Annotated in this window: 30 protein-coding genes; 9 read left to right on the forward strand and 21 right to left on the reverse strand. The window is 37.2% G+C overall.

All coding sequences use genetic code 11. The features are described from left to right. Nucleotides 1–136: 136 nt before the first annotated feature. The 5 genes from BM098_RS04610 to BM098_RS04630 all read right to left on the reverse strand — a co-directional run bounded on the left by BM098_RS04610 (nt 137) and on the right by BM098_RS04630 (nt 5,200). Nucleotides 137–1,147, reverse strand: a complete 1,011-nt coding sequence (locus BM098_RS04610; RefSeq protein WP_159430109.1) for a PepSY domain-containing protein — start codon at nt 1,145–1,147, stop codon at nt 137–139. An 88-nt stretch (nt 1,148–1,235) separates the two neighbouring features. Further along, a complete protein-coding gene (locus BM098_RS04615) occupies nt 1,236–2,582 on the reverse strand; it encodes a HAMP domain-containing sensor histidine kinase (protein WP_089830892.1) in 1,347 nt (448 codons plus the stop codon). Between the two features lie 2 nt (nt 2,583–2,584). After that, on the reverse strand, nt 2,585–3,265 hold the full coding sequence (locus tag BM098_RS04620; protein ID WP_089830894.1) for a response regulator transcription factor: 681 nt from the start codon (nt 3,263–3,265) through the stop codon (nt 2,585–2,587). A 160-nt stretch (nt 3,266–3,425) separates the two neighbouring features. After that, nucleotides 3,426–4,202: an alpha/beta hydrolase gene (locus tag BM098_RS04625; protein WP_089830896.1), complete on the reverse strand. Its 777-nt coding sequence runs from the start codon at nt 4,200–4,202 to the stop codon at nt 3,426–3,428. 29 nt (nt 4,203–4,231) lie between these two features. Continuing rightward, entirely contained in the window at nt 4,232–5,200 is a 969-nt protein-coding gene (locus BM098_RS04630; RefSeq protein ID WP_089830898.1) for a DUF4003 family protein, read from the reverse strand. A gap of 315 nt (nt 5,201–5,515) precedes the next feature. On the opposite strand from BM098_RS04630, the gene BM098_RS04635 reads away from it, so the two are divergent. Both BM098_RS04635 and BM098_RS04640 read left to right on the forward strand, forming a co-directional pair. Continuing rightward, nucleotides 5,516–6,319, forward strand: coding sequence for an HAD family hydrolase (locus tag BM098_RS04635; protein ID WP_089830900.1), 804 nt, complete (start codon nt 5,516–5,518; stop codon nt 6,317–6,319). A 105-nt stretch (nt 6,320–6,424) separates the two neighbouring features. Beyond that, entirely contained in the window at nt 6,425–7,303 is an 879-nt protein-coding gene (locus tag BM098_RS04640) for an HAD family hydrolase (RefSeq protein WP_159430110.1), read from the forward strand. A 106-nt stretch (nt 7,304–7,409) separates the two neighbouring features. Here the strand turns inward: BM098_RS04640 and BM098_RS04645 are convergent, their stop codons facing one another. The 3 genes from BM098_RS04645 to BM098_RS04655 all read right to left on the reverse strand — a co-directional run bounded on the left by BM098_RS04645 (nt 7,410) and on the right by BM098_RS04655 (nt 8,881). Continuing rightward, nucleotides 7,410–7,853 carry a Dps family protein gene (locus BM098_RS04645; protein ID WP_089830904.1) on the reverse strand — a complete coding sequence of 148 codons (444 nt, stop codon included), beginning with the start codon at nt 7,851–7,853 and terminating at the stop codon, nt 7,410–7,412. A gap of 73 nt (nt 7,854–7,926) precedes the next feature. Continuing rightward, nucleotides 7,927–8,370, reverse strand: a complete 444-nt coding sequence (locus tag BM098_RS04650; protein ID WP_089830906.1) for a Dps family protein — start codon at nt 8,368–8,370, stop codon at nt 7,927–7,929. Nucleotides 8,371–8,440: 70 nt separating this feature from the next. Continuing rightward, nucleotides 8,441–8,881, reverse strand: coding sequence for a Dps family protein (locus BM098_RS04655; RefSeq protein WP_089830908.1), 441 nt, complete (start codon nt 8,879–8,881; stop codon nt 8,441–8,443). 351 nt (nt 8,882–9,232) lie between these two features. Between BM098_RS04655 and BM098_RS04660 the strand changes: the two genes are divergently transcribed. From BM098_RS04660 to BM098_RS04675, 4 genes are all read left to right on the forward strand, one after another. Then, nucleotides 9,233–9,958 (forward strand): ABC transporter ATP-binding protein, encoded by a 726-nt coding sequence (locus BM098_RS04660; protein WP_089830910.1) that lies wholly within the window; start codon nt 9,233–9,235, stop codon nt 9,956–9,958. Next, a complete protein-coding gene (locus BM098_RS04665) occupies nt 9,955–10,710 on the forward strand; it encodes an ABC transporter permease (RefSeq protein ID WP_089830911.1) in 756 nt (251 codons plus the stop codon). Before BM098_RS04660 ends, BM098_RS04665 begins: the two co-directional genes overlap by 4 nt. Nucleotides 10,711–10,789: 79 nt before the next feature. Continuing rightward, nucleotides 10,790–11,011, forward strand: coding sequence for a helix-turn-helix transcriptional regulator (locus tag BM098_RS04670; protein ID WP_089830913.1), 222 nt, complete (start codon nt 10,790–10,792; stop codon nt 11,009–11,011). Beyond that, on the forward strand, nt 10,995–11,219 hold the full coding sequence (locus tag BM098_RS04675; RefSeq protein WP_089830915.1) for a hypothetical protein: 225 nt from the start codon (nt 10,995–10,997) through the stop codon (nt 11,217–11,219). Before BM098_RS04670 ends, BM098_RS04675 begins: the two co-directional genes overlap by 17 nt. A 403-nt stretch (nt 11,220–11,622) precedes the next feature. Here the strand turns inward: BM098_RS04675 and BM098_RS04680 are convergent, their stop codons facing one another. The 8 genes from BM098_RS04680 to BM098_RS04715 all read right to left on the reverse strand — a co-directional run bounded on the left by BM098_RS04680 (nt 11,623) and on the right by BM098_RS04715 (nt 18,841). Next, nucleotides 11,623–12,219, reverse strand: coding sequence for a peroxiredoxin family protein (locus BM098_RS04680; protein WP_089830917.1), 597 nt, complete (start codon nt 12,217–12,219; stop codon nt 11,623–11,625). Nucleotides 12,220–12,236: 17 nt separating this feature from the next. Beyond that, nucleotides 12,237–12,980: a cytochrome c biogenesis CcdA family protein gene (locus tag BM098_RS04685; RefSeq protein WP_089830920.1), complete on the reverse strand. Its 744-nt coding sequence runs from the start codon at nt 12,978–12,980 to the stop codon at nt 12,237–12,239. Nucleotides 12,981–12,983: 3 nt separating this feature from the next. Then, a complete protein-coding gene (locus tag BM098_RS04690; RefSeq protein ID WP_234987415.1) occupies nt 12,984–13,502 on the reverse strand; it encodes a hypothetical protein in 519 nt (172 codons plus the stop codon). A 278-nt stretch (nt 13,503–13,780) separates the two neighbouring features. After that, nucleotides 13,781–14,164 (reverse strand): DUF302 domain-containing protein, encoded by a 384-nt coding sequence (locus BM098_RS04695; protein ID WP_089830924.1) that lies wholly within the window; start codon nt 14,162–14,164, stop codon nt 13,781–13,783. Between the two features lie 42 nt (nt 14,165–14,206). Continuing rightward, nucleotides 14,207–14,506 carry a rhodanese-like domain-containing protein gene (locus tag BM098_RS04700; protein WP_089830926.1) on the reverse strand — a complete coding sequence of 100 codons (300 nt, stop codon included), beginning with the start codon at nt 14,504–14,506 and terminating at the stop codon, nt 14,207–14,209. Between the two features lie 28 nt (nt 14,507–14,534). Continuing rightward, nucleotides 14,535–14,795: a metal-sensitive transcriptional regulator gene (locus BM098_RS04705; RefSeq protein WP_089830928.1), complete on the reverse strand. Its 261-nt coding sequence runs from the start codon at nt 14,793–14,795 to the stop codon at nt 14,535–14,537. 36 nt (nt 14,796–14,831) lie between these two features. Beyond that, nucleotides 14,832–15,062, reverse strand: a complete 231-nt coding sequence (locus BM098_RS04710; RefSeq protein WP_089830930.1) for a glutaredoxin family protein — start codon at nt 15,060–15,062, stop codon at nt 14,832–14,834. A 1,010-nt stretch (nt 15,063–16,072) separates the two neighbouring features. Then, on the reverse strand, nt 16,073–18,841 hold the full coding sequence (locus tag BM098_RS04715) for an EAL domain-containing protein (RefSeq protein WP_159430111.1): 2,769 nt from the start codon (nt 18,839–18,841) through the stop codon (nt 16,073–16,075). A gap of 239 nt (nt 18,842–19,080) precedes the next feature. On the opposite strand from BM098_RS04715, the gene BM098_RS04720 reads away from it, so the two are divergent. Then, entirely contained in the window at nt 19,081–19,416 is a 336-nt protein-coding gene (locus BM098_RS04720) for a thioredoxin family protein (RefSeq protein WP_089830934.1), read from the forward strand. Between the two features lie 71 nt (nt 19,417–19,487). Here BM098_RS04720 and BM098_RS04725 read toward each other — a convergent pair whose 3' ends face one another. The 4 genes from BM098_RS04725 to BM098_RS04740 all read right to left on the reverse strand — a co-directional run bounded on the left by BM098_RS04725 (nt 19,488) and on the right by BM098_RS04740 (nt 21,512). Then, entirely contained in the window at nt 19,488–20,189 is a 702-nt protein-coding gene (locus tag BM098_RS04725; protein WP_089830936.1) for a CBS domain-containing protein, read from the reverse strand. Nucleotides 20,190–20,462: 273 nt separating this feature from the next. Continuing rightward, entirely contained in the window at nt 20,463–20,669 is a 207-nt protein-coding gene (locus BM098_RS04730; protein ID WP_089830938.1) for a hypothetical protein, read from the reverse strand. Nucleotides 20,670–20,812: 143 nt separating this feature from the next. After that, complete coding sequence (locus BM098_RS04735) at nt 20,813–21,202, reverse strand: PTS sugar transporter subunit IIA (RefSeq protein WP_234987416.1); 390 nt, start codon at nt 21,200–21,202, stop codon at nt 20,813–20,815. Nucleotides 21,203–21,209: 7 nt separating this feature from the next. Continuing rightward, the gene (locus BM098_RS04740; RefSeq protein WP_089830940.1) at nt 21,210–21,512 is read right to left on the reverse strand and encodes a PTS sugar transporter subunit IIB; all 303 of its coding nucleotides are present in this window, start codon (nt 21,510–21,512) and stop codon (nt 21,210–21,212) included. 431 nt (nt 21,513–21,943) lie between these two features. On the opposite strand from BM098_RS04740, the gene guaC reads away from it, so the two are divergent. Together guaC and BM098_RS04750 are read left to right on the forward strand one after the other, a co-directional pair. Beyond that, nucleotides 21,944–22,927 (forward strand): GMP reductase, encoded by a 984-nt coding sequence (gene guaC, locus BM098_RS04745; RefSeq protein WP_089830942.1) that lies wholly within the window; start codon nt 21,944–21,946, stop codon nt 22,925–22,927. Nucleotides 22,928–23,247: 320 nt separating this feature from the next. Next, nucleotides 23,248–24,783, forward strand: a complete 1,536-nt coding sequence (locus BM098_RS04750) for a mechanosensitive ion channel (protein WP_089830944.1) — start codon at nt 23,248–23,250, stop codon at nt 24,781–24,783. A 191-nt stretch (nt 24,784–24,974) separates the two neighbouring features. Here the strand turns inward: BM098_RS04750 and BM098_RS04755 are convergent. Beyond that, nucleotides 24,975–25,685, reverse strand: a 711-nt coding sequence (locus tag BM098_RS04755; protein WP_143423374.1) for an IS200/IS605 family accessory protein TnpB-related protein, incomplete at its 5' end; no start/stop codon positions are given.

Consider the following 25,685-nt stretch of genomic DNA (forward strand, 5'->3'; position numbering starts at 1 on the left):
AGGAAGCGATTTGATCGCTTCCTTTTTTTGTTGTCTTTTTTGTTAGTTGTTGGTTATAACGTTAGGCACCGTCGTCCAATATACAGCTAATCCTCCTTTAAAGAAAAAAAGAGAGGCATACGCCCCTCTCATCTTATTAATCATCTTCACGATCATCATCGTCATCGTCATCATCTTTATCTTCAACTTCTTTATCGAAGTCTAGTACATCGCCAGTTACGGCATCTAATTCCATTTCAATTTCTGTTCGTCCAGATTTCAACTCAATTTCATAGACCATTTGACCATCATCTTCATCTAATTCTATTTTTTCGATACGATAACCAGCATAACTTTTATCAATAAGTTGCTCAATGGCCGCACGTGACATGACTTGACTATTTGTTGACACTTGATCGTCGCGTTGTTCCATCTCAATAATGAGTACTTTACCGGTAAAGGCATCGATCTCCACTTCAAATTCATGTGTCTCATTTTCAAGTTCAACTTGATAGTAAGTCGCCCCATCATCTTCTTCTAATTCTATTTCTGTCACTTTAGCATTATCTGCCTTTTCTCTGGCGATTTTTTGAGCTTCGCCCTGATTAATCATAACAGCCGGTGTCGTTGCTACTTTCTCTTTTGCGACATCAGATGCTTTGTCATTAGGTATCGATTTGGCATCTTTATCATCCGTTGTTGATGGTGGTGTTGCTTCTTCAGCGTCTGATGTTGATTCATTTGTATCATCACTCGTTGTAGTAGTGTCAGTCGTATCAGTCACTTGATTTTCATCATTGTTAGACACTTCAGTGGTGTCATCTGTGTTTTTTTCTTCAGATGTTTGATTAGCTTTCACTTCCACATTATCCGTTGTGGCAACGATTTGATTTTTTTCTTCTAAGTAAAGAATTTCTCCACTTGTTGCATCTAACACTAACTCAAATGATTGTGTTTCTGTTTTAATTTCAACCTCATACGTATCGTCATCATATTCTACCTCGATGATTTCTCCAGGAAAGCGCTCACTGGCCAGAGCTTCAATTTCCTCTATTGACATTTTAGCTTCTGCCGTACCCATAGCGAATTGAAACACGTATGCACTAACTAAAAATACGGTTAAGCCACCAATAAGACTACCGACGACTTTGATCATTGTTGATTTCATTTTTATCATCCTCCCTTTGTTACTTTAAGTATAGCAACCGAAGATGAAAGCCTTTTAAACGCTTCATGAGAAATTAATGAGAATACGGTTAAAGGGGGAGAAAAATACGGAAGGTTGTTCCCTCTCCTAATGTGGAATCGACTTCAATTCTCCCCTCATGTTGGTCAACAATAGCTTTAGCAATGGTTAACCCAAGACCAGTCCCACCTGTTTCTCTCGCACGCGCTTTATCGACACGGTAAAACCGATCAAAGATGGCCTGTTGGTCTTGTTTACTTAATCCTTCACCATAGTCTTTGACTTCAATCACCGCATCTGTTTCTGTTTTCTTTAAGCTCAACCGTATTGCTTTTTCTGAGTACTTTTGGGCATTATCTAATAAAATATAGACCAATTGTTTAAGCTTTTCTTCATCTCCAACAATTGTAATGTCTTGTTCAGTCATTTCAAATGTAATTGTCCGGTCAAACGCTAGCGCTATTGATTTACTTGCTTGTTTTAACAATGGCCGTAAGGCCACTTGTCTAAAAGTGAATAATTCTCCTTTTTCAATCGATACAAGTGTTAACATTTGTTGAATTAAGTGATGCATTCGGTCTGTTTCGTAATTAATCGTCTCAAGCGACTCTTCCATAACATCTGGATTCGTCTTCCCTTGACGTTCCATGAGTCGTACATAACTCTTAATCACGGCTAGTGGCGTTTTTAATTCATGTGAAGCATTCGCAACAAATTGTTCTTGTGTATCAAACATCGATTTTAGTCTCGAATTCATTTCATTAAAGTTTAATGCCATATGGCCGAGCTCATCTTTACGGTCACTAAATTCCACTTTTTCCCACTTACCATCAGCTTGATTATGTTGCATCGCTAGTGATAAACGTTCGATTGGCTTAATAATAATTCGTGCGATCGCTTGACCGATAAAAACACCAGGAATGATCATCATAAAGAAGCTGAAGATGAGGACAAGAATGAGGACATCTAAGGCATCGTCAATATATTTTAATGGTTGCACTACCTCGAGCGCTTTTACTTCTTGGTCAACATAAATAATTGGCATCGATACCTTCGCAAAACGTTCACCATCATCAATTGTAAATTCATCTGTCGATGTTTGATTTGTAAATTGCCCGTCTAAAGTTGTTAACCGCTCATCTTGCGTTATGACTTGAATAATCTGTCCGTCATCATCAATCAGACGAATCATCCCGTCTGTCGGAACGTACGCTTTAAATAGTTGCACCGGGTCGACGTTGCTAATTTCATCTTGCGCAAAAGCTTCCAGTAACGTCGTCGCTTGGGCTTCAATCCGATCAATTTCTTGGCTTGTCATAATTTGTACAAAACTAAAATAAATGAGCGTTTCAATCACAAATAGAAATAATAAAAAACCGATTGTGTTAAATAAAACAAGCTTTGTCTTAAGTTTCATTGTTATTCACTCCGAACCATATAACCCACACCACGTACGGTTTCAATGAGCTCATAGCCTAATTTTTGACGCAAGTATCTGACATAGACATCGACTACATTCGTCTCGCCCATGTAGTCATAGCCCCAGACTTCTGCTAGTAGTTGATCGCGGGTTAACACTTGATTTTTATTTTTTACTAAAAAGGCGATCAGTTCAAATTCTCGTTTGGTAAGTTCAACAGGTGTTTGATCCTTCTTCACTTCATATGTGCTTAAATAAATGACAATATCTTTGACTCCGAGTTGATCGGCGTTTAAAATCTCATCTTCTAATGCATTTTTTCTAAGTTGTACTCTGATTCTTGCTAGCAGCTCTTCAATTTCAAACGGCTTTGTCATATAATCATTAGCACCGTAGTCTAAGCCACTCACTTTATCATAAATTTGATCCCTTGCTGTTAGCATAATGACAGGCAGGGTTTCATTCTCTTTTCTTAGACGACGCAATATATCCATTCCACTTAAATTTGGTAACATTACATCTAAAATGACTAACTCAAATGTCTCTTTTAACATCAATCGAAGCGCCTCTTTACCATCATGACTTAACTTAACATCATAACCTTCAAACTGTAATTCCAGTTCTAAAGCTCTTGCTAGTTTTACTTCATCTTCTACGACCAGTATTGTCATCTTTTCCACCCTCTTTCCCCTAGTGTACCACAGCCCACACCACCTAGCATGAAGCGATTGCTTACTTGTTGTTATAAAAAACCTAGAGACCGGTTACGACCTCTAGGTTTACCTCTGACACTTATCAAGAGGTTACCGCAGCAAATATTCAGCTTTTAGTTTGCCTTTATTAATTCAACATCCAGTCTAACGCCGCTTTAATATGCCGGTCCCAGTAACCCCACTCATGGGTCCCTGAATCAAATGTAATATTTGAGGCTAACTGATAAGTTTCAAGTATGTCACCGAAGCGTCTATTATCATCATAAAGGAAATCTTCTGTTCCACAGGCGAGATAAATAGCCGGCATATCTGTTTTATTATTCATATCCCGTCTCAACAAATAAAACAGATCATGGGAAGTACCAGCAATATCTTTATCCGCGAAAATTTGATCCATTAACGGTGCCATATCTGTTCCTTCGCGCTCCTTGCGCAACCTTGCCATATTGACTGCTCCTGACAGCGATGCCACTTTGTGAATAGCTTTTGGTTTACTTAACGCCCACTTGAGCGCCCCGTAGCCACCCATCGATAAGCCAGCGACATACGTATCCTCAGGTGCTGTTGATACCGGAAAGAAATACGCCACCTTCTTCGGTAATTCTTCTGTTAAGAAAGTGAAATAGTTTTTCCCTTGATGCATATCTGTATAAAAACTATGATCACCATCTGGCATCACGACCGCGATACCATGTGTTTCAGCATAGCGTTCAATCGAGGTGCGGCGACTCCAAATCGTATGGTCATCAGAAAAGCCATGCAGCAAATATAAAACAGGCACGTTTTGTTGCTGATCTGAATTAATCCCGCCGTATTGATTACGTGTCTTTTCTGGAATAATGACCGTCATACCGGTATGTTTTTGCAAAACGTCTGAAAAAAAGTGACACGTCATTTGCGCCATATCTGTTTTCCTACTCTCTTTTCATTCTATTAATAGAGCCCGATAGAACTCGATGAAACAGCTGACATAATAGCCATATGTTCAACTTCAATTAATTCATAAGCTAACGTGAGTACTTCTTGATTAACCCCCGTTTGATGCGGTAAATAATCAATCAGTAACATATGCATGGCCAGCTGTTTTTGTAGCTTCTTATCCTGTTTAATTTTGGTTCGTTTTAGTAGATCATTTACTAACATCTCGAGTTCAATCACATGTTTCTTCTCAAAAGATGAATGAGATAAAATCGCAAAGGATAAGTATTGTTCTGGTTCAATAATAAAGTTGGCATTAGCTAATTGTTTATATAATTGAATCGCATGACTTAAATGGCTGCTGAAAGCTGGTAACGAAAAGACCATACTCATCACATATAGGTGCGTTCCCGCTTTAAAGCCATGTTTCACTAATTCATCGTAATTTGATTCAACAACTTCAACAATCGCTTGTTCATCCTTTAGCCGCTTATTTTCTTGTTGTTCAACACTGATTTTAAATACAAATGGAAAGATAGTTCGGTTAAGCATAAAACCGTGCCGATGCTTTAAGCGCCGGTACAATTGATTAGCTGTCCCAACACATGAAAGTGGGGCATGTTTTTCTACTAACATTAAGGCGAGATAATAACTGACCGTTTCTTTAATCAGGCCTTCTTTTATAAGCGCTTTTTGTTGGGTTAAGAACTCATCAATCGCCGCCAGCGGATCATCTGTTTTAATGATTAGTGATGCGGCAATAAAATATTGTTCTGACTGTTTTAATGTTGAAAAGGGTGACAATTTTTTACTTAACGTTTGACTGACACGTTCAAATAAGTTTAAATCTAGCGGTTGGTGACTCAAAGCAAACTCTAATGATACGAGTGCAATACTTTTAGAATCAAATCGCCAGCGGTATCGCTTCTTTAATTTTGAGACATTATCTTCAAACACACGTAAAATATCTAAATAATCATCCATATTAAATCCCTCACTTTATAACGATTATGCTAGACTATACCCTTAAATGTCCTGGTTAAAAACGGTTAAACCAAATTAAATATTGCTTATTTAAACTTTAAGGGAACAACATTGCCACGTCCCTAATTAACCCGTAACTGATTACACTTAAAGCTTGATAAAAAATTTCTCCTTTATATGTATCCCCTTACATGATTTTCTGCAATACACACACTTCTTTTTCATGGTACACTAGAATATGAGGAAGAACAAGCGAAGCTTTCGTTGCGTTTGAATACCCTTTAAAACATTTATATTTTAGTTGGAGGAACAGCAATGACACAAATCACACACATGTTTGTCGATGTCGACGGCACTATCGTTAGGCACGATCAATCCATTCATCAAAAAACAATCGCAGCCATTGAAGCAGCCAAAACTAAAGGCATAGAGCTATGGCTCGCGACAGGACGGCCGGTACATGAGCTAAAATCGTTAATGGACAAGCTCGGAATCACCAATGTTATTGGGTATAATGGTGCTTATGCGAGAAAAGGAGACCGCGTGTTATATGAACAACATATGGCTGAAGACGTGGTTGATGATTTTATTCAAACAGCCGAAGCACACGATCAAGAAATCGTGTTATATTCCGATACTCATAACCTCTTCACATCACTTGAACCCGATTATGTTCAGGGATTTATCCAACACTTTGGGATTCAGTACAATGTTTTATATTCTAACGATAAAAAAGAGCACATTTATGGCATGACGTTAATGAACTGTCCAAAAGAAAATATTCCGATATATCAAAAAGACACGACGCTATTTTTCTCTGAAGTGTATGTGGAAGGAATGACCAATCACTATGACATCATTCAACAAGCCGTCAATAAAGGCAAAGCGATTGAAGCCGTTATGAATGAAGAGAAACAGACACTTGAACACGCGGTTGCCATTGGTGATGGAATGAACGATAAGGAAATGTTAAAGCTTGCAGGTGTTGGGATTGCGATGGGAAATGCTCATCCTGACCTAATCGCCTATAGCGATTATCAAACAACAACTGTTGATGAGGGCGGATTATATGATGCCCTAACCTATCTCGGTATCATCACACCACAAGTCAATAATTGATTAACCGCTCTATAAAAAGTTCCCCCCTTCAATCAAGAAGGGATTTCAACCCAAAAGAATGACTTATCATTCTTTCACTACATTAACATGACGAGGAGTAAGCAGATGATAAAACTAATTGCATCAGACTTAGATGGTACGTTACTACAAGATGATGGTAGTATTTCAGAAGAGACTGTGCGGATGATTAATGAAGCAGAACAACAAGGAATCCGATTTATGGTGGCGACTGGTCGCTCTTATAACTCAGCTAAACAAGCAATCGCACGGGCAGGACTGTATGCCCCTATTCTTTGTATGAACGGAGCCAACCTCTATGACCTTGAAGATAACCTTCTGATTGATACCCCATTTGACGTATCGATGGCCAAAGAGATCGTTGACGCTGTTGATACGAACAAAATTTATTTAGAAATGTATACCAGTAACGGTGTCTATGCACCTAAGAAGGATCAGTTTGTCGAGATGTTGTTGACGATTTTACGTGAAAAATTTGTTGGTTATACCGATGAACAAATTAAAGCCCACATCAATCAACGATTTCAAGAAGAAACATTTACTTTTACCGATGATTTCTTATCCGTATTAGATGATCCAACCGTCACACCTTATAAGTTACTCGCTTTTTCCTTCGACAAAAGTGATTTAGATACACTGCGACAAACATTCGCAAATAGAGATGACCTTTACGTGACCAGTTCTGGATTTGATAATGTTGAATTCAATCACAAAGAAGCAACCAAAGGGCACGCTTTGCTAGCTTATGCCAAAACATTAGGGATTACAGCTGAAGAGATCATGGCGATTGGTGATAATGAAAATGACCTCCCAATGCTAACAAACGTTAAATACGGCGTAGCCATGGACAATGCCTCAGACCTGATTAAAGCAAATGTTAACTATACGACGGCATCTAACAATCAACACGGCGTTAAGCAAGCGATTGAACAAGCTTTAACCATTAACAACACCCTTGCACCATAAATATTTTCACGCTAAGACGATAAAAAGACTCACCCGAGGTGAGTCTTTTTATATTGATATTATTCCAACGCAAATATGGAGATAAAACAACTACTTTAATATAAAATTAATCTAGATAGTATTTCAGCATCCACATATGCTTTTCAAGTGACGTTTTATAACCGATACATAAATCTTCTGTATCATCATCACCAGCGTCACCAGCTAATTCGATTCCCTTATCCAAGTCCTTAACGGCTGTTTCAAAGTCAGCTAATACGGTTTTTACCATCTCTTCTGCTGGAACTTTGTCTGTGTAAGGCGCTTCTTTTATACTTGAATTATCAATGAATTCTTGAAGTGTAGAATAAGGATTACCACCAATCGTTAACAGACGCTCAGCAAATTCATCAAACTGCTCGTTGACTTCATCATATAATTCTTCAAACTTTTCGTGTAAAGTGAAGAAGTTAGGTCCTTTTACATACCAGTGATGTTGATGTAATTTCGTGAACAACACCCCTTGCGTTGCAACAATTTTGTTTAAGTGATCATGTAATTGTGTCAATATAAACAGCTCCCTTAATCTTTTTTATTAAAATTCATCTTTCAAATATTGATAAATGAAACATTAGCCGATTAGCTTAACCGAGATAATAACGTAACATCCACATATGCTTCTCAAGTGATGTTTTATAACCGATACACATGTCTTCAGTCACATCATCGCCGGCTTCACCCGCTAGTTCAATCCCCTTACCTAAGTCGTTTACGACTGTTTCAAAATCAGCTAATACGGTTTTTACCATCTCTTCTGATGATACTTCCTTGGTATATGGTGCTTCTGATATACTTGAATTGTCGATAAACTCTTTTAAGGTTGAATACGGCTGTCCACCGATAGTTAACAAGCGTTCCGCGAATTCGTCAAACTGCTCGTTGACTTCATCGTATAGTTCTTCGAATTTTTCATGTAAAACGAAGAATTTATTCCCTTTTACATACCAGTGGTGTTGGTGCAATTTTGTGAATAATACCCCTTGTGTTGCGACAATTTTATTTAAGTGATCATGTAGTTGTGTCAATATAAACAGCTCCTTTAATTTTTATTTGATATCATTATTTAATTAAGGTAAAGCAAAACAATAGCCACTAGACTTATCCTAGATAATAACGGAACATCCACATATGCTTCTCAAGTGATGTTTTATAGCCAATACACATATCTTCAGTTACATCATCGCCGGCTTCACCCGCTAGTTCGATGCCCTTACCTAAGTCGGTTACGACTGTTTCAAAATCAGCTAATACGGTTTTCACCATCTCTTCTGATGATACTTCCTTAGTATATGGTGCTTCTGATATACTTGAATTGTCGATAAATTCTTTTAAGGTTGAATACGGCTGTCCACCGATAGTTAATAAGCGTTCCGCGAATTCGTCAAACTGTTCGTTGACTTCATCGTATAGTTCTTCGAATTTTTCATGTAGAGTAAAGAACTTATCTCCCTTAACGTACCAGTGATGCTGATGTAGCTTCGTAAATAATACCCCTTGTGTTGCGACAATTTTGTTTACGTGATCATGTAGTTGTGTCATAAAAAAATGCCTCCTTAAATAATATATTCTTGTTTACTCTCCCTTGTTACTCTTCCCTTTTATAATTGAGATAAACATGCACAAAGAAAAGTTTTTAATCTTTATTACTTTATAATTATTATAAAGTAATAATTATTATTTGTCAATCAGTTTTACCTGGTTCATTTGACTAAGGACAATAACTAAATAATTTTACTTCCCATTCTTATTTCCTATATAATGTAGAAAGACAAACAAAGTTAGTGTCCACTTACATTGTTGTGTTTACCCGGTGAATCATTTTTTAAACCTATCTACTAAAAATCAGATAATTAATATATTCAAATAATATGTATAAAAAGGAGTCATACAATGACAGAAATAGCACTTTTACTTGATCACGTTTCGTTTAATGTCGATGATTTAACAATCATCAACGACCTGTCTGGTTCTATCAAACACGGTAAAATAACCGCCTTTGTTGGACCATCTGGCGCAGGTAAATCAACACTTTTTAGATTACTAAATCAATTAAAAACCCATACCAAAGGGACCATCACCTTTAATAATGAGGACATTTTGACAATCAATCCGATGATATTAAGGAAAAAAATCGGCATCGTCTTACAAGAAGGCGTGATGACGACTGGAACGGTCTATGACAATCTTGCTTTACCACGTCAACTTCAAGATAAGACATTATCCAAACAAGAAGCTCTATCATTTCTAGACAAAGTTGGATTAAAAGAACGCTTCTTAAACACCAAAGCTAAGGAGCTATCCGGTGGACAAAAACAAAAGGTGTCCATTGCCAGAACATTAATCAACCAACCCGATATTATATTAATGGATGAGATCACCTCTTCATTAGACCAAGTATCTACCCAAGCGATTGAAATGCTTATTAAAAAAATAAACAAAGAGGACCACCAAACCATTCTTTGGATTACGCACAACATTGACCAAGCGAAACGGTTAAGTGATAATACATGGGTATTGATTGACGGTGAGTGTCGCTACCAGGGACCAACAAATCATCTGAATGAAGCCACTGATCAGGCAGTGATTGACTTTTTGGAAGGCGGCGATGAATCGTGACATATTTCACTCTGTCACTCACATTACTATTTGTCTTAATTCCAATCTTACTTGCTTACTTTTTAAAATTAGGGATTGAAAAAGATATTCTTGTTGCGACGGTACGGTCTGTTATTCAACTTTTAATAGTCGGTTATCTACTTCAATTTATCTTTGATCAAGATTCATCTATCTTTATAATCCTTATGGTTGGATTAATTATTTTCGCTGCCACCCATAATGCGAGACAAAAAGGGATTAACTACAAAGGGATCACCTGGAAGTTAACCTTAACGTATATCACCATTGAAGTTTTGACTCAATCGATTCTAATTGGTTTGAATATCACGCCTGCTACACCGCAATATGTCATTCCAATCAGTGGAATGGTTGTTGGGAATGCGATGGTGTTATCAATTTTATTCCTAAACCGATTAACCTCTGAAGTGAATGATAAGCAAGATGAAATTGAACTCATTCTTTCACTCGGTGGTTCAACTAAACAAGCGATTCACAGACAACTAATCACATCAATTAAAGCAAGTACTGTTCCAACGATTGAAAAACAAAAAACGATGGGGCTTGTCCAGTTGCCCGGGATGATGAGTGGCCAAATTATTGCCGGTGCCGATCCGATTCAAGCCGTACAGTTTCAGCTATTAATTCTATTCATCTTACTCACAACAGCTATTATAACGAGTATTATGCTAGGTTTCTTATCCTATCCGACGCTATTCACTGAACAAATGCAGTTAAAACAAACGTTTAAATAAAAGAAGCTTTCGGATTATCTTTGGGAAAAACTAGCGTCTAATGTAAAGATATCTTTACTCTGATTCGGAGGGGTGATGAATGAGGGTCATTAACCATATTCGAGAAATCCGCATAAAAAAGAAGATAACTCAAGTTAAAATGGCTGAGGATTTACAGGTTACACGTCAAACTATAAATGCAATAGAAAAGAACAAGTATAATCCCAGTCTCGAGTTAGCATTGAAATTAATATCATATTTTGATGTACCACTTGATGAAATATTCATTTTAGAGGAGGAAGATAATGAGTATGAAGGATAGAAAAAAATGGGGGCCATTTTTAGAAAAGTGGGTTCCTTTCTTTAATATTTTCTGCACTTTTATGGGTGCTCTTTTGGGTTCTTTTCTTATTTACTTTTTCCAAGGAGAATTTCCATATGAAGTTCTTACAGCTGGTTTAATAGCAACAATAATTCTTGCAATTGCTGAAGTGATTAAACAAAAAAGAAAAAAAGATAAGCTTCCCTAAGCAGATGAAAGAGTCATTCGTAATTTATTCAGTTTTTGTGCATACGCATCGCATATTTTTTTAGCTATTTTATTTGTAGCTCTAGGTTTTTTTACCCTTTTAGGGGATGAGTCTATCTCAATTTTTTACTTGTGGATCTTTTTCTTTTCGTATATTTGGATTGTAGGTATAGGTACTATTATTATCAAAAGAAGATAAAAGGATTTAATGAACAATCAAGTATTAACAATCTATAGAAAATCGCAAAAGAAATTAAAAGAAGCTGAAACTACTAAATTAATCGAGGCGGATTCTTTTTGGCCCGCTTTTCACACTATGTTCAAATGATCGATGATAAAAACAGCGAGGCCAAGAAATACTTGGTCTCGCTGTTTTCCTTACAAATTATTTCACTTGAGTGTGCTTACTCCATCGTATTAAGTGCCTGAACCATTTGTTCATAATTTACCGCTCCTAACGCAACGTATTGAACAACCCCTTTTGAGTCAACCATAAAAGAGGTTGGTACGGGTTGAATCCCGTATTGCGAGGATACCGTTAGTTCTTCATCTAAAAGTACTTGAAACGATAAGTCGAACTCATCAATAAAATCCGTCACATCACCCACATTTGATTCCGTTGGGGTTAAATTCACCGCGAGAATCTCGACATCATTACCTTGATAAAACTTCTCCATGTCTGGCATCTCAGCCCGGCACGGCGGACACCATGTACCCCAGAAGTTGACCATCACTCGCTTTCCACGGTAGTCAGAGAGTGATACCGTCTCCCCAGTTGTTGATGACAAGGTAAAGTCCGGAGCCAGGTTACCAACACTTGTCCCTACTTTAGGACCGGCGTCTGTTTGATCACTTGTTTCGTCATTCTCCTCAAGTGTCGCCCCTTCGTCCACAACGTCAAAGTCCTCACTTTCTGCTTCTTCACTAAATGGATCAATAAACTCATATAAGCTATAGCCGAACATCAAAAGTAATAATGCTGCAATGATAATTTTTTTCATTCGTCATACTCCCTTCATTAACCTAGATTTTCAAACCAAGTATCTTCAACGAGGCGCAACAACAAGTTTGACAACCGCGCAAGTTCTCCGGTAAAGAGCAATAGGCCAAACATTATAATTAAAACACCACCGACTTTTGTTAATTTTTCACTGTATTTTACTAACCAGCGCTGTGAACCCAAGAAAAAGGTGAACAACAGAAACGGTAAACTAAAGCCAATGATATAGATGATTGTATACAGTGCACCAGCTGCTGGACTTGTGGCTGCTAAAATAAGAATGGATGCAAAAATTGGACCAATACACGGTGTCCAACCAGCCGAGAAACCAATACCTACAAAGAAACTACCAAATAAACCAGCGGGTTTATTTTTAATTCGCATTCGCCGTTCTTGCATTAAGAATGGTATTTTGATCCAACCACCTACGACTAGACCAATCAACACAAGAAAAATGCCGGCAATGCGTTGCACAAATAAACCAGTATCACCTGTCAATAGCGTTTGTAACCATTCTCCTAAAAAGGAGACCGATAAACCGAGACTTAAAAACACCGTTGACATACCTAATAAAAAGAATACCGCATGCAGTAATAAACGTCCTTTTAATTTCATATCTTTTTTTTCGTTTAAATCTTTCACACTCACACCGGTAATGTAAGACAAGTATGCCGGAAAAATCGGCAAGGTACAAGGTGATAAGAAAGATAAAACGCCTGCAGAGAGCGCAAGCCATAATGTGACATCCGTTGCTGGTTGCATAATTTACCTACTTTCTGCTGTGTGTTTGTGTGACCAAAAAAACGGGGCTAGTAAAATCAACCCTAGAAATAGATAGTAACTGCCGTTAACGTAAAAGTTAAAAAACGGCATTATTTCAATAAATGACAAAGCAAAAGTACCTATCGTATAGACACCCATGACCCCTATTTCTGTCATAACATTTAGCGGTTGGTTCGTTAGAAAAACGAGTAACAACAGTGTTACAAATAACAATCCAAGTTGGAGCATGGATATGTGGTAGGTTGTTAGCACTAACGTTAAAAATAGTTGCATAAACTGACTGCCGACAATCAGACGAAATAAGCTATCCATCAGCGGCATTAGCTCAGTGTGGGCTTTCCAAGCCATCACGACTACGACACCACCAGTTGCTAAATATAAAGCGGTCGAATCACTTGGATAAGCTAATACTGCTACCGGATCGTCAAAAAACAACGACAGATTAAGTATCACTTTTGCGATAATAGTAAAAATCATCGTGTATAACACAACATCTAACAACTTGTTAGTATGTAGTTTTTTTAATACTATTTCATATGGACTCGTATAATAAAAAAAACAGCCCCCCACCAACTAAACCTAATAACGTGACAATTAACGTCGCTTTAATGACAAGTGGGCCTAGTAAAATTGCTTCTGGTAACATCATGTATCCCCCTTTATAAACCTTAACGTTTAGTATTATACCTTATATGGTAATAAGATTAAACTACTTTGCCCAAAAGAAACACCCCGTACTATCTTTTTAGTCAGATAGTACGGGGTGTTTTCTTTAATCACTATTTAATTTGGTCAATGGCACCAATTAAAATATCTTCGATTTCTTTAGCCATTTTCTCTAATTTCTGATCTTCTAACATTTTAGCTTGTGCAGATGGACGAGGCATACCGATATGTGTTTTACCGTCTGCTTCGTAAATCGTTACTTTACATGGCAAGAACATATGTGCCAGTGGATTTTGATCAATTAAACCTTTTGCACGTTTTGGGTTACATACCTCAAACTCAAATGATGACAAGTTATGATCGACACCTTTTTTCTGCATAATCGCTTTTAAATCTAATTCTCCTAAAATACCAAATTGTATTGTCGGAACGACCTCATATAAAGCGTCCTTTAATTGTTCAGCTGATTTTTCAGATGTGACAACATAATGATACATTGAATGAAACACTCCTTCTTAATTATTTAAGTATCTGTATACCTATACCCCTTTGGGTCCTCGATAAAACATCATACCACCGGTTAAATTTGTTACGTCATAGCCTTGGTTTTCTAAAAACTGTACCGCACTTTGACTTCTCGCTCCAGACAAACACACAATATAATATGGTCTGTTTTTGTCTATCTCACTTAATCGGTAAGGGATTTGGCCTAATGGAATATTAATCGCTCCAGGGATTTTTCCGTCGAGTAATTCATATGGTTCTCGCACATCAATCACCTGTACATCTTCTTTATTTTCTAATTTGGTTACAATATCATTAATTTCAATAGCTTTCATCGCTTTCTCCTTCAATACACCTTAGGTGTTATTTTCTACTTTTAATTAATAAGTCCATCGCTTCTTGAATCAGTTGATCTTTGTCTTCTTCACTTTGCGGACTAAGTAAACATTGCTGTAAATTTTCACTTACGACAAGACCGATGGTCTTATCAACAGCATTACGTACTGCTGACATCTGCGTCACAACATCTCGACATGATTGATCTTCTTCCATCATTTTAACAAGACCTCGAATTTGTCCCTCAACCCGCTTAAGACGATTGGTTAATTTTTTATCATATTTCATGTTAAACGCTCCTCAACATTGCTCAAACTAAGTTGATTAGTTAACGAGAGACATAATTTTATCAGGATCAAAACCAAGCACCCACTCATCGTTCACTTTTGTTTGCGGGACGCCCATCTGACCAGTTTGGTTCATCACATACTGCATTGCTAATGGGTCTTGTTGAACATTCACATCTTTATATTCAATACTTTGAGCTTCTAAGAAATTTTTTAACATCACACAGTAAGGACAAGAATTGGTTGTATAAACAGTTACTTTATTCATTTTATTTCCCCCTATTGATTTGTTGTTGCCTTCATTATATACCCCTAAGGGTATTCAGTCAACTATTTAATTCTACTTTTAAAAAATAACATCATCTTGATTCCTCTATAGTATTCCTAGCTTAGTTTCAACAATCGACGAAACATGGTTTAAATTAAAAATATAAAATATATCACTAGTGTCGTATAAATAATTCCAGACCTTTTTAACGACATTCATATTATTTTGAAATTTTAATTTTATATAAAAAAATCCTTTACAATAGCTAGATGATAGTAAACCAATCCAAATCCAAAATAAAGGACAAACTCGTGGGTAAGTCTACTGGAAAAATATCATTTGAACAATGGTTTTCGCAAATTTCTTCAGATTTTTTAGAATAACAATCAGATGTCATTTCTGACAAAATGAATGTTATTGGTTCCACTCAAACACGATGCAAGAACACTTTTAGATTGATAAAGATTTATGACAACAAAGATGACATACTGAATCTCATTACTAATCGATTTTACTTAAGCGCTAAAGATATCGCTAACATGTATAAATCGCGTTGGGCCATCCTACTTTCCTTTAAATAGATCAAGCAACACCTGAACATTAAGACTTTCTATGGCAGAAGTGAGCGAGCAGTACATAATCAAATATATGCCGTGCTGATTACTTATTGTTTGCATGTTCTTATTCACCTTGAAACAAATAGTAAAAAGACTTATCTAAGGACCACCCGCTTTTTAAAAGCAAATTTATGGGACTCTCCTCATGTGTGGATAAGTACAATCCAAGGAGAATCAGTGCCGTTAGGTATCTAACTATCTGTCGCTCTAAATTTTAAAATAGTTAAAAAACGGATGATTACTACCTTTATTCTGGTGCTTCCTTTTTTGTCAAAAAATAATTGAATGTTATTCGGAATATTCTAATTATATTAATGCAACGCTAGTGAAAATATAAACAGAAAAAGAAACGGTGTGTTTACTAAACCCGTTTCTTTTCATTTTATCTTACACTTAAGATAAATCGCCTAGATGATGCTGTATATCCATCATTTTCTTACCAATTTTATTAGGTGGTAGAGGCTTACTAAAGAGATAGCCTTGAATGAATTGACAGCGTAATTGTTTTAATAATTTCAACTGCGTTTCTGTTTCAACCCCCTCGATTACCACGCGTAAATCGAGCGAACGACTCATCTCTACAATTGCTTGAATAATCGCTAAGTCATTAGATTCTTCATCGATATTTCTGACAAAGGCACGGTCGATTTTTAAGATATCAATCGGAAATTTTTTAATGTAAGACAGTGACGAGTAGCCGATACCAAAGTCATCAACGGAAATGCAAATACCCATCGCCTTTAATTCGTTTAATACATGATTAGACAACGCAATATCTTTCATTAAAATATTCTCTGTTAACTCGAAAACTAGATGCTTGTGAAGACACCCGCTTGAATTAATAATCGCTTTGATACGGTCAACGAAATCCGCCTCAATAATTTGACGATAAGAGATATTAACAGATACGACCGCTTCAATACCACTATCCTCCCATAGCTTTAACTGCTCACAAGCTTTTTCCAACACCCAGTAACCAATTTGGACAATCCGACCTGATTGTTCAGCAATAGGAATAAATTCCGTCGGGCTAACATATCCATATGACGGATGTTTCCAGCGCAATAATGCTTCAAAACCATACAGTTTCTCTTTCCTAACATCAACAATCGGTTGATAAAACAGTTCGAATTCTTGATAATCACTAGCATAATACAAATCATTTTTGATTTGAAGTTGGCGTTTTGATTGTTCGCGCTGGTCCGGGTTATAGTAATGAATTTTCACTTCATCATCTAGCTGCGCTTCTTTTAACGCCATTTCTGCTTCAATCATTAATTGATCTGTTGATTGATATTGGGAAATGGATACCCCGACAGAAATCGTCGTAACTACATCTTTTTCATTTAAATGCCACGGCGCTTCAATTGTCTTAATGATTGTCTGGATGTAGCCATCTAACGTTGTTTTCTCGCTCGTATTTACAATGAAAGAAAACTCACTTTCTCCTGTTCTGGAGAACAGTTGAATGAAAGGATAGGGAGACATTAAGTCTGAGAGCTCTTTTAAAATAAACGCCATCATGTCCTCACCATAAGCATGCTGAATATGATTAATCTCATCAAAACTAATCATAACTAAACTAGTAGATAAATGACTTTTCAGTCGATCTTTCAATTTTTGTTTAAAGTAAAACCTGTTAGGTAATTGTGTCAGTGGATCAAAATAGAGCGAGCGGTTGAGCGCTTGTTCAAATGTTTTGCGCTCACTGATGTCGCGAATATTTAGTAAGAGCTTTTCTTCTAAATCACTATAATCAAAAAAGACAGCTGCATTTACTTCAATCGTAATTTCATCATGTAACGAACGCTCGAATTCTAACTCTAGCGTATCACTGTCTTTCGTATATTTAACTAAGCGAAGAAAACTTTCAAATTGTTCCCGGTACTTCTCCGGTAGCTGCATCAATAAGCGATAGATATGCGACAATTCCCCGAAAAACCGCTCTGCCGAAGGCGACATATAATCAATGCCTTCTTTTTCATTGATTAAGACAATCATATCGGTGGAGTTTTCAGAAATTAATCGGTAGACGCGTTCACTTTCAGTGATTTTCCGCATAAAATGTAATTTTTGCATCGCAATTGCAAACAGCGATGTATATGATTGTACCGCTGAATCAAGAATTGACAATGTCGTCACATCATCGGAGACTAACACAATGAGAATACCGTAGATATCTTTAGCCTCTGAATATACAGGCACTGAATATAGTGAGCGGTAGCCCAACTGCTGTTTAAAGATTGGCGACAAATCGCTCGATGTCGCATCTGCTTTATTTAAAATTTGTTTCTTTTCACATAAATCATTAATTAATTGATTCCCCGGATGTTGGCTATCAAAAAATTCGCGAGTAGGTTTTTTTACATTTTTAGAGTAAAAACACGTCACTTCAGACGGCTCTAATAACCGCATAAAGATGACTTCTCCCTCAAGGTGATGTCTTACTCTGTCAATTAAGTACTCAAGCAACTGATGTTCCTCTGTTACCCTAATAATGGCCTCAAACATATCCAGTTGATTTTCAATTAGGCGCTGCTGTTCTTTCTGATCGGTCACATCTTCTTGAATCACTAAGTAATTTTCTAATTGTGACGCTGCGTCAAAAATAGGTGACAGTTTGAGTCCTTGCCAGTAAAAAGTGCCATCTTTTTTATAGTTAGGAAGTGTTGTCGCATAGGGTTCATATTTTTTTATCGCTTGATCCAGTCGCTCCTTTTCAGCATCAGGAATGGGTGCTTGGTGCAAGAATACGTATTCTCGACCCAACATATCTTTTTCTAAATAACCGGTTAGGTTTTCCGCTGCTTGGTTCATAAAAACAACCGGATGATGTGATTTTGTCGGATCAGTTAAAACGACACCTTGGGTAATTTGTTCCATTACATGTTTGTAACGTGCATTTATCTGTGACATTTTCTCCAGTTCCCGTTCTTTTTCTAAGCGTTGAGTCAACTCCACTTGTTGTTTCATCTCAAGACGGTCAATAAGGTAATAAATAAGGACAGACGTCATCAAGATAAAGAAATACCCTTTGAGTGTCTGAATAGTAACAGCGTCAAACAACCTAAAGTCGGTACCTTCAACAAGATAATCAGAAAAGGTAATCCATAACACTGAAATAATAAAGTAAATGGACGTGATACGTAGTGATGATTTCATTCGATCCACTCCAAACATTTGGTTAAAACAAATTATTATTGGCTAAAGACTAACACTATTGTGACAATAAACTTATGTATAAGTATTCCCTTGCTTAGCCAATAATAAACAGTTATAGGGTCACTAGTTATAATATCGGCATCATCCCTCTAATCATAAAGATTTAAGCAATTTTGTTGCAGAAACTTTTAAGACGTGCTTAAATACACATCAGATACCAATTTTAATGAGGTGAAGTAATGACAACATTTAATACGATTGAATCAACGGAAGTACTTGAAGACTTTTTATCGACTGAAGGCGTCTCGTTCCTTTATATTTCCAGACCGAATTGTAGTGTTTGCGTGAGTCTCTTGCCCCAAATCGAAACCGTCTTTGAAGATTTTCCAAAGGTAAAAACAGCTTATATCAACCAAGCCAATGTCCCAGAAGTGGCAAGCCGCTTCAACATTTTCACTGTCCCCGTACTCATTCTCTTTGTTGATGGGAAAGAATATTTAAGAGAAGCGCGCATTGTACCTATTGAACCATTTCGTGAAAAAGTAAGTAAAATCGTTGATGGATATTACAACTAAAAAAACTGTTAACACCTGGCCCAAATGAAGGGACCAGGTGTTTTTTTATGAAGAATATATCACGCACTTTACTATTCGATTTTTATGAGATCAGTCGGTGAAATCAACCCTTTTAATTTATCATAACTCTCACCCGAATCAGTAATCAAGAGTGCATCAATGACCTTATCTTTTTTCATTGCTTCCATGAAGATTGCTTCCGCTTCAAATATACTCATCTCACTTGCAACAAACCGATAATTTGCTTCTTTAACTGCATCCTCTTTTAGCAGGTCGCGGACTTCGGTGTTAAACAATTTTCTGCTGTCACCGTTCATGCTCTGAGCAATAAAATGCAAAATACATTTATCTGTCAACAGACCAATAAATTGCTTGCTAACGTAGACTGGAAATTGCGAAAACGTTGTTTCTTTGATAATATTTAACACCTCTTCAACCGTCAAATCTGCTTGAATCGTTCGTAATGTTTTCCCGAATAAATTAATTACCGTCTCCGGAGCCGTCAATTCTTGTTCAATCTTTTCAATCAATTCAACAATGTCATTATGCGGGTCTGCGATGGTATATTCATGCCCAGTTCGTTCGTGAACAATTGCATTACGCAACTGAGAAAACTCTAGCAAATCTTGTTGATAATGACTGACAATCGGGTTAGATTTTCTTAAGCGCTGAACAGCCCGGTGAAAGGGCACATAGCGTGTGTCATGAATTTGTTGGTCAAGATACTTTTCAATTTTATTAAATGCTACAATAAAACGTTCGTCGTTTCTCATAATAATTGCCTCGTTTCACTATCATTTTAGACCTATTATACATGAAAACAGCTATAATCTATACTGCCTTTTATATCGGAACTATCTTTAAACCATTGTATGAACTGATTCAGCTCAACTGTTGCTAAGATAGTTTAAAACGATTAAATTTTTTATATCTTTATGAATGATTTTACTCGCTGTTTTCTATATGTTTTGCTATTTTTATATCCGAGGTTATTTCAAGACATTGAAAAAGGAATCCGATGTACCGGATTCCTTTTGATATAATGGTTATTCATTTTCATCAGCTTCAGCCTGGGTGATGACTTTTTTAAAATAACGATATAAAACGATATTAATTGCCGCTCCCATAAACACAATAAACAACAATGCGACGATAAAAACATTAAACTTTCCTAACGACAAACTATACAAGCCAATACCAACACCCAACACAAATTCTAATGTAGCTAAAAACAAAAAATAACGAAACTTCATCTTGTCCCCACTTTCACTATAACTATCTTTTTAATTATTATAGCATAAGTTTAATTAGCTCAAAGCAATAGCGAAAGGTGAGCTCGACCATAACTGAAGTTCTAACGAACAGTTCACCGCTCAACCCGGGTAAACTTTTCGATTTACTTTTCATGAATGAGTTGATACATCTCAATCATTTCCTCAACTAAAATGATAATCGTTTCAGTGGACATCAACTGATCTTCCGCATGCATGAAAATCAGCGACAGTTGCACGTCTTTACCTTGAGCTTCTTTTTGAACAAGATCACGGTGATAATGATGAGCTGCGTTAAAGTACTTTCTTGCCTCTTCTAACTTTCGTTCTGCCGCTTTAATTTGTTGTTGTTTTGCTGCTTGAAGCGCTAAAACAGCTAAGCTTTTAGCACTTCCCGCCTCCGCGATAATCTTAAATGCTTTCTGTTGTAACTGATCTTTTTCAGACATAGTCCACTCCCTTATCTGTCTTGTTGTTGCTGATTCATATGATGCTTTTATCATTTTTTCATGCATTCACGCATTATTCCTCGACTAACGCTAACCCCTGCATCAAGACTTTTTCTCCGTCCATCTCCGCATAATCTTTAGAAGACAATGACATCACGGGAATATTCGAGTGCTTTGCTTTGATTTTTTCTTCCATATAGTGAATTTGTGGACTGATCAAAAGAGCATCTGCTTCATCTGTGAATGAAGATAAATCTCCCATCCCAGAAGCATGGATCATCACTTCTAATTCTTTTTTCTCCGCTATCCGTATCATTCGATTCACTAACATACTACTAGACATACCGACGGCACACACAAGGACTAAGTGTTTCACTTAAAATTCCTCCCTTAGGATTTTGTCTTTTAATAGTTTGAACTTACATTAAACTCTTCCTGTTTCACACAGCCGGTAAACCTCTTTAACCAATCTTCATTTTAAGATTCATTTTTCTGTGGTTTTTTGTTGCACGACCCAGCTCACAGCTGCTTGGTTTACATGACGAGCTACATCCATAAATATTTCATGAATATTCCCACTTTTGATCCCCACTAAATTAAATGCCGACATCAAAAATGTATCAAATCAACAGATTCGGATAATCATTTTGTTTGAAAAACGAATGACGCAGAGATTCCCGATCATTAACTTTCGTCTTTTATATAAAAATATTTGACATTTCGTCTGAAATTCGTTATATTACTTTAGGGATTCGAACGATATAAACCCATACATTGAAAAATATTCGTCTTTTAGGAGTGTAAAAAATGGAAAACGTATTTGATTATGAAGATATCCAGCTTATACCAGCGAAATGTATCGTTGACTCACGCAGCGCGTGTGATACATCGGTCACTTTAGGTGGTTACAGCTTTAAATTACCCGTCGTGCCTGCAAACATGCAGACGATCATTGATGAAAAGATTGCCCGACAACTCGCTACAGAAGGTTACTTTTATATTATGCACCGGTTTGAACCGGAACGGCGACTTGCTTTTATTGAAGCTATGCACAGAGATCAACTTATTGCGTCGATCAGTGTGGGTGTAAAACCTGAAGAGTATATATTTATTGATGAATTAAAAACGAACAATCGCTGCCCTGAATTTATTACAATTGATATTGCACATGGTCATTCTGAAGCTGTTATTCAAATGATTAAATACATTAAGAAGCAGTTACCTGAAACATTCATCATTGCCGGAAATGTCGGTACACCTGAAGCTGTACGTGAACTCGAACATGCCGGTGCTGATGCAACCAAAGTAGGCATTGGCCCAGGTAAAGTCTGCATCACTAAAATTAAGACCGGCTTTGGTACCGGTGGCTGGCAACTTGCGGCACTTCGTTGGTGTGCAAAAGCAGCGAGTAAACCCATTATTGCTGATGGCGGTATCAGAACGCATGGTGATATCGCTAAATCGATTCGCTTTGGTGCTTCTATGGTCATGATTGGATCATTATTCGCTGGACATGAAGAATCGCCAGGTGAAACTGTTGAAGTTGATGGTAAGCTCTACAAAGAATACTTTGGTTCCGCATCAGAATATCAAAAGGGTGAAAAAAAGAACGTGGAAGGAAAGAAAATGCATATTGAGTACCGCGGAAAACTAAATGATACGCTACTAGAAATGCAACAAGACTTACAGTCTAGTATTTCTTATGCCGGTGGTGATCAATTAATGGCCATCCGTAACGTTGATTATGTTGTCGTTAAAAATTCGATTTTTAATGGTGATAAAGTCTATTAATCGATAGGTGGTATCCCAGTAGCTAACTTATTGACTCACAATAAGTGATTATCTCACCAATTAAATGCATAACGAAACAGGCGTGTTAGCATAAAAGCCAACACGCCTGTTTGTCTATTTCACACCCATTAGTTGATGATTTTAAAAAAGCAAGAACCACATTTATGACTTATTATCTAACCTTGTTTAAATACTCCGTCATTATTCTTATTTCACTCAAAAGTTTTATAAATTTGTTTAATAATATTGTTTAATAAAATACCAACACGGGAAAAGTTTACTAGCACTACATAAATTTATTATAAAGGAGCGAGGAGAAAATGGATGTATTTTGGGACTATTTTGATCAGATTTCAAACTTTCTGATCGCGATTGTAGTATTACTGATTGGGTGGCTTGTGGCCACGATTGTTGCTGGTGTTGTAAAGAAAGGGTTACAAAAAACAGATCTCGACAACAAACTATTTGCCGGACCGAGTGGAGATTCAAGTAAGCAAGTGAATTCAGAAAAGATTATTAGTCAATTTGTGTTCTGGTTGTTAATGATTTTTGTTTTTGTTATTTTCCTGAACTTATTGAATTTAAGTTTTATCGCCCAACCTTTTGCCAATATGATTGATGACTTTTTAGGTGCTATTCCTAATATCGTTATGGCGATTGTATTATTTGCGGTTGCCTGGGTGATTGCGAAAGCTCTTAGCTATTTAGTTAAGACGGTAGGACATAAATTACCGATTGCACAGACGTTCAGTAAAATTGGCTTGGAGGAAGAAAGTAAAAATCATTCAAAAATTGTCGATGTTTTAGCGACGATTGTATTTTACTTTGTTTTTATATTGTTCTTACCAGCCATCTTAACAACACTTGATTTAACTGGCATTGCCCAACCATTTATGAGTATGGTAAATTCAATTCTTAACTTTATCCCAGCGCTCTTTGCGGCTGCACTCATCTTTATTGTTGGTTGGTTTGTTGCTAAAATTTTACGTAGTTTACTAACTAACTTCTTAAAAGGGGTTGGCAGTGAAAAGCTCGCCGATAAACTTGGTTTATCTAAAGTATTATCTGGTACAAGTCTAGCAGATGTTGTTGGTACCGTTCTTTTTGTCCTTATTATGATTCCAGTGACCATCTCAGCACTTGAAAAATTAGATATTCAAGGTATCACGACGCCAGCTATTAATATGCTGAATGATATTATGGCTATGTTACCGAATGTCGCTATTGCTTTAATCTTAGTCGCTGTCGGTATTTGGATTGGACGTTTTGCTAAACAACTCGTCGATCAATTACTTACACGCTTAGGCTTTAATAATATTATGCGCCATCTTGGCCTTAATAAGCTTGATACAAGTGAAACGAAGTATACGACTAGCCAAATTTCTGGTATGATTGTCGAAATCTTCATCATTTTATTATTTGTCGGTGAAGCCCTTCAAGTTGTTCAACTAGCCTTCTTTAGTGGTATTATCACGGCGATCGTTGCTTACCTACCGCATGTTATTGCAGCAATTGTGATTCTAGCCGTTGCCTTCTACTTTGGTCACTTAGTCGAGAAAATTGTTAGTTCTATGCTTAACGGCGCGCTAAGTAAGTCACTAGGTCTCGTCGCAAAATATGCGATTATTGTACTCGCTGTCTTTATGGCACTCAATCAGTTAGGTGTTGCTGAAACGATTGTGAATGCTGCCTTTGTCTTAGTCCTCGGTGCATTAGCCCTTGCCTTTGGTCTTGCCTTTGGTTTAGGAGGACGTGATACAGCCGCGAAGTACTTACGTAAGTGGGACCAAAAAGTTGAAGCGACTCACGTAGATGCTTCAACAGAAACAAATGCAAATCCGGATAAAGAAGTTTAAGATTTTCGTTCGTTAAATATTTTCTAAGGTTTTATCATTAAATGGAAACTTAGTCTAATATCTAAAGAGTCATCCTTTCATTAGGGTGGCTCTTTTTGTGTTTATTGAACTACCCCCACCTAACATTCTCACGAATGGTTGAGGAAGGGGATTCCGTAAGGACACCCTAAAGGCGACCCATGCTCGTTCAACTAAGCATAGGTTTTTCTACTTTCCAACCGACGCAAACCTATTTTCTCAACATCTATTAAAGCATGTTGGGGAAATAGTGCGCTCCAGGAGCACAACTTGCTTGGGGCGAATCGTTCTGTCTGATAGAACGTATAGGTTCTGACAAAAGACAGGGTACGCGTCAAATACGCCCACCCGGCCCAATGATGTAGACCTTGTTTCTGCTCTGGAACAAGTGAATACAATACCGGTGGGAGTTTTTCTTTAAAGCCCATTGCCCGACGGGCAATGACATAAGCGGCTGCCATGTGAATGGACACACCGAGTCGCTTCATATATTTCATCTTGCCAATTTGACTGGTATAAGCGGGGTTAACAACGTAGACAGCCACCCCCATTTTTTCAGCTCTTGATTTAATCGCTAGGATCATTTTTTGATAAGCAAACTGACTCATTTGGCGATTGGCTTTCCTATTTCCATAAGGACGCGACACTTTGGACCGCGTTGTATCCAATTTTTCAATCGCGAGTGGTTTATGATGTTTAACGGCATAGTCAACGAGGGCAATAACTTCTGCTTCGATGATTTTCGCCCTCTGTCCACTGGTTTTACCCTCTAAGTTAAACGGAAGGGTAAAGGCATCCACACATTGACCTATGGCGTTGATATTGGCGACGGCGATATGATTCACATTCAAATCAACACCAACCATACCCGTTGATGTTGAGGT

Origin of the sequence: Halolactibacillus halophilus, from assembly GCF_900115605.1 — a bacterium.
Lineage (GTDB): Bacteria > Bacillota > Bacilli > Bacillales > Amphibacillaceae > Halolactibacillus > Halolactibacillus halophilus.